Here is a 4528-nt window from a genome sequence, read left to right as displayed (position 1 = left end):
GCACCTAAAGGTTTACAAGTTGGTGCTCGTATTTCTTCTGGTGAAGCAGCAGATATCAAAGTTGGTAATGCATTACCATTGAAAAACATCCCAGTTGGTACTTTAGTACATAACATTGAAACTAAACCTGGTAAAGGTGGACAATTAGTTCGCTCTGCTGGTGCTAGCGCTCAAGTGTTAGGTAAAGAAGACAAATACGTATTGATTAAATTAACTTCTGGTGAAGTTCGTATGATCTTAGGTACTTGTCGTGCAACAATTGGTGTTGTTGGTAACGAACAACACAGCTTAATCAACGTAGGTAAAGCAGGACGCTCTCGTTGGGCAGGTAAACGTCCAACTGTTCGTGGTTCTGTAATGAACCCTAACGATCACCCTCACGGTGGTGGTGAAGGTAAAGCTCCTGTCGGACGTCCAAGTCCAATGACTCCATGGGGTAAACCTGCACGTGGTATTAAGACTCGTGATAAGAACGCACGTAGCAATAAATTAATTGTACGTCGTCGTAACTCTAAGTAATCACATTAAATAGGATAGCGAAGGGAGCCAAATAAATATGAGCCGTAGCTTGAAAAAAGGACCTTTTTGTGATGACCATTTAATGAAAAAAGTGGTTGCACAACAAGACGCACAAAAGAAACAAGTAATCAAAACATGGTCACGCCGTTCAACAATTTTCCCTAACTTTGTTGGGTTAACAATTGCTGTATACGATGGCCGCAAACATGTACCAGTTTTTATCCAAGAAGATATGGTAGGTCACAAATTAGGTGAATTCGTACCAACTCGTACATACAAAGGACATGGCGCTGACGACAAGACAACTCGTCGTTAATCTGAGAGGAGGAAATAGAGAATGGCAGAACAAATTACATCTGCAAAAGCAACTGCAAACACAGTTCGCGTTTCTGCTCGTAAAGCACGTTTAGTTGTTGACTTAATCCGCAACAAAACTGTCGGTGAAGCTATTGCAATCTTAAAAAACACTCCTCGTTCAGCATCTCCTGCTGTAGAGAAAGTGTTAATGTCTGCAATTGCAAACGCAGAACACAACTTTGGCTTAGAGCCAGCTAACTTAGTAGTAAGCGAAGCATTCGTAAACGAAGGACCAACAATGAAACGTTTCCGTCCACGTGCGAAAGGTTCAGCTTCTAGAATCAACAAACGTACAAGCCACATTACAGTGGTAGTAAAAACAGCAGAGGAGGCATAATTAATGGGACAAAAGATTAATCCTATCGGTATGCGTATCGGCGTCATCAAAGATTGGGACGCTCGTTGGTATGCAGAAAAAGACTTTGCAGATACTTTACACGAAGACTTACATATCCGCGAATACATCGCTGAAACATTAAAAGATGCTTCTGTATCTCAAGTTGAAATTGAACGTGCTGCAAACAAAGTTAACGTAAACATCCACACTGCTAAACCAGGTATGGTTATTGGTAAAGGTGGTTCTGAAGTTGACGTATTACGTAAAACTTTAAACAACCGTACAGGTAAAAAAGTACATATCAACATTGTAGAAATTAAAAAACCTGAATTAGACGCTAAATTAGTTGGTGAGTCAATCGCTCAACAATTAGAAAACCGTGTAGCTTTCCGTCGTGCGCAAAAACAAGCAATCCAACGCACAATGAAATCAGGAGCTAAAGGTATCAAAGTTCAAATCTCAGGTCGTTTGAATGGTGCCGACATGGCGCGTTCAGAAACTCAAGTAGAAGGAACAGTTCCATTGCATACATTGCGTGCGGACATCGACTACTCATGGGAAGAAGCCGACACTACTTACGGTAAGATCGGTATCAAAACATGGGTATGCCGTGGTGAAATCCTTCCAACAAAAAATATTCAAGGGGAGGCTTAAAACATGTTAGTACCTAAACGTGTAAAACACAGACGTGAATTCCGTGGTAAAATGCGTGGCGAAGCTAAAGGCGGAAAAGAAATTGCATACGGTGAATTCGGTTTGCAAGCATTAGATTCAGCATGGATCACTAACCGTCAAATTGAAGCATCTCGTATTGCCATGACACGTTACATGAAACGTGGTGGGAAAGTATGGATTAAAATCTTCCCACATAAATCTTATACAGCTAAAGCAATTGGTGTTCGTATGGGTTCTGGTAAAGGTGCTCCAGAAGGTTGGGTATCTCCAGTAAAACGCGGTAAAATCTTATTTGAAGTTGCCGGCGTTCCAGAAGAAGTAGCTAAAGAAGCATTGCGTTTAGCATCTCACAAATTACCTATTCGTACTAAAATCGTAAAACGTGAAATTGGTGGTGAATCTAATGACTAAATTTACAGATATTAAAGATCTTTCCACTGCTGAACTTACTGCTAAAGAACAAGAATATCGTCAAGAATTATTCAACTTACGATTCCAATTGGCAACTGGTCAATTAGAAAACACAGCTCGTATTAAAGCTGTTCGTAAAGATATCGCACGTGTTAAAACTGCGTTACGTAATCAAGAAGCGTAAGAAAATTCAGTAAAGGAGGAAACCTGTCCATGGAAGAACGTAATAACCGTAAAGTGTTACAAGGCCGTGTTGTTTCTGACAAAATGGAGAAAACAATCACAGTCCAAGTTGATACTTTCAAATTCCATCCAACATATGGTAAACGTATCAAATATTCTAAGAAATACAAAGCACATGATGAAAACAATTCAGCAAAAATGGGTGACATCGTCCGCATCGCGGAAACTCGTCCATTGTCAAAAGACAAATACTTCCGTCTTGTTGAAATCGTTGAAGAATCAATCATTATCTAATAACAACTGGAAGGAGGTACTCTATAAATGATTCAATCAGAAACTCGTTTAAAAGTAGCAGATAACTCAGGCGCGCGTGAAGTCCTAACAATTAAAGTATTAGGCGGATCTGGCCGTAAAACTGCAAACATTGGTGATGTTATCGTGGCAACTGTTAAAAATGCAACACCAGGTGGAGTTGTCAAAAAAGGTGATGTAGTTAAAGCAGTTATCGTTCGTACTAAGAGCGGCGTTCGTCGTCCAGATGGTTCATACATCAAATTCGACGAAAATGCATGTGTAATTATTCGTGACGATAAATCTCCTCGTGGAACACGTATCTTTGGTCCAGTTGCACGTGAATTACGTGACAACAACTATATGCGTATTATTTCATTAGCTCCAGAAGTAATCTAAAATCTGAAGAAAATAAGGAGGTGCCCGTTTAAATGAAAGTAAAAGCAAATGACACAGTTATCGTTATTGCCGGTAAAGACAAAGGCAAACAAGGTCGTGTAAAACAAGCTTTGCCAAAAGCTGACAAAGTTGTTGTTGAAGGTGTTAACATCGTTAAAAAACATCAACGTCCAACTCAAATGAACCCTCAAGGCGGTATCATCGAAGTTGAAGCACCTATTCATGTATCTAACGTACAACTAGTAGACCCTAAAACAGGCGAAGCAACACGTGTAGGTTACCAAGAACAAGATGGTAAACGTGTTCGCGTAGCGAAAAAATCAGGCGAAGTAATCGCTGAAGCAGTATCAGGAGAGGAGGACGCTGAATAATGGCTAATCGTTTACAAGAAAAATATAAAAATGAAGTAGTACCATCAATGGTTGAAAAATTTAACTATAGCTCAATCATGCAAGCACCTAAATTAGATAAAATCGTTATCAACATGGGTGTTGGTGATGCAGTATCTAACGCGAAAAACTTAGAAAACGCTGTTGAAGAATTAACATTAATTGCTGGTCAAAAACCAGTTGTTACAACTGCTAAGAAATCAATCGCTGGTTTCCGTTTACGTGAAGGTATGCCTATCGGTACTAAAGTTACTTTACGTGGCGAACGTATGTATGAATTCTTCGACAAATTAGTAACAGTTTCACTACCTCGTGTACGTGACTTCCGTGGTATCAGCAACCGCTCATTCGATGGACGTGGTAACTACACATTAGGTATCCGTGAACAATTGATCTTCCCAGAAATCGACTTTGATAAAGTATCTAAAGTACGTGGTATGGACATCGTAATTGTTACAACTGCTGATTCAGACGAAGAATCATTAGAATTATTAACTCAACTAGGAATGCCATTCCAAAAATAATAAAGTCTTGAAGGAGGCGTGAGTAATTTGGCAAAAAAATCAATGATCGAAAAGAACAAGAAACCAGCTAAATATTCTACTCAAGAATATACTCGTTGTGAACGTTGTGGACGCCCACATTCAGTTTACCGTAAATTTAAATTATGCCGTATTTGCCTTCGTGAACTTGCCTATAAAGGGGAAATTCCTGGAGTCAAAAAAGCAAGCTGGTAAATTTCTGGTAATTAAGTAAAGGAGGGTGTACTCGTAATGGTCATGACTGATCCAATTGCGGACTTTTTAACTCGTATTCGTAACGCCAACATGGTGCGCCACGAATCATTCGAAAGTCCATCATCAAAAATCAAAGAAAATATTGCTGCTATCCTTAAAGAAGAAGGATATATCAAAGATTACGAAATCATCGAAGATGATAAACAAAACGTTATCCGTGTATTCATGAA

At 39.4% G+C, this 4528-nt stretch carries 12 protein-coding genes; all 12 read left to right on the top strand.

The window, feature by feature from the left end; translation table 11 throughout:
- Nucleotides 1-519: 50S ribosomal protein L2 (gene rplB / locus ACRCJ0_RS09780; RefSeq protein ID WP_431390314.1), on the top strand; the 519-nt coding region annotated here is incomplete at its 5' end.
- 37 nt (nucleotides 520-556) lie between these two features.
- A complete protein-coding gene (gene rpsS, locus ACRCJ0_RS09775; protein WP_016896564.1) occupies nucleotides 557-835 on the top strand; it encodes a 30S ribosomal protein S19 in 279 nt (92 codons plus the stop codon).
- 21 nt (nucleotides 836-856) lie between these two features.
- On the top strand, nucleotides 857-1213 hold the full coding sequence (gene rplV / locus ACRCJ0_RS09770) for a 50S ribosomal protein L22 (RefSeq protein ID WP_004262560.1): 357 nt from the start codon (nucleotides 857-859) through the stop codon (nucleotides 1211-1213).
- A gap of 3 nt (nucleotides 1214-1216) precedes the next feature.
- Nucleotides 1217-1867: a 30S ribosomal protein S3 gene (gene rpsC / locus ACRCJ0_RS09765; RefSeq protein WP_431390313.1), complete on the top strand. Its 651-nt coding sequence runs from the start codon at nucleotides 1217-1219 to the stop codon at nucleotides 1865-1867.
- Between the two features lie 3 nt (nucleotides 1868-1870).
- Entirely contained in the window at nucleotides 1871-2299 is a 429-nt protein-coding gene (rplP, locus tag ACRCJ0_RS09760; protein WP_004262566.1) for a 50S ribosomal protein L16, read from the top strand.
- On the top strand, nucleotides 2292-2483 hold the full coding sequence (gene rpmC, locus ACRCJ0_RS09755) for a 50S ribosomal protein L29 (RefSeq protein ID WP_004262569.1): 192 nt from the start codon (nucleotides 2292-2294) through the stop codon (nucleotides 2481-2483). Before rplP ends, rpmC begins: the two co-directional genes overlap by 8 nt.
- Nucleotides 2484-2512: 29 nt before the next feature.
- A complete protein-coding gene (gene rpsQ / locus ACRCJ0_RS09750) occupies nucleotides 2513-2776 on the top strand; it encodes a 30S ribosomal protein S17 (RefSeq protein WP_004262572.1) in 264 nt (87 codons plus the stop codon).
- A 27-nt stretch (nucleotides 2777-2803) separates the two neighbouring features.
- Nucleotides 2804-3172: a 50S ribosomal protein L14 gene (rplN, locus tag ACRCJ0_RS09745; protein WP_004262575.1), complete on the top strand. Its 369-nt coding sequence runs from the start codon at nucleotides 2804-2806 to the stop codon at nucleotides 3170-3172.
- A gap of 32 nt (nucleotides 3173-3204) precedes the next feature.
- Entirely contained in the window at nucleotides 3205-3543 is a 339-nt protein-coding gene (gene rplX, locus ACRCJ0_RS09740; protein WP_004262586.1) for a 50S ribosomal protein L24, read from the top strand.
- Nucleotides 3543-4085 carry a 50S ribosomal protein L5 gene (rplE, locus tag ACRCJ0_RS09735; protein WP_417893722.1) on the top strand — a complete coding sequence of 181 codons (543 nt, stop codon included), beginning with the start codon at nucleotides 3543-3545 and terminating at the stop codon, nucleotides 4083-4085. Before rplX ends, rplE begins: the two co-directional genes overlap by 1 nt.
- A 27-nt stretch (nucleotides 4086-4112) precedes the next feature.
- Nucleotides 4113-4298 (top strand): type Z 30S ribosomal protein S14, encoded by a 186-nt coding sequence (locus ACRCJ0_RS09730; protein ID WP_004262592.1) that lies wholly within the window; start codon nucleotides 4113-4115, stop codon nucleotides 4296-4298.
- A 36-nt stretch (nucleotides 4299-4334) separates the two neighbouring features.
- The coding region (rpsH, locus tag ACRCJ0_RS09725; protein ID WP_431390312.1) for a 30S ribosomal protein S8 at nucleotides 4335-4528 on the top strand (194 nt) is incomplete at its 3' end.

Source organism: Aerococcus sp. L_32, assembly GCF_050689315.1.
Note: the sequence above shows the minus strand (reverse complement) of the source record. Positions and strands in the feature narration are given on the sequence as shown.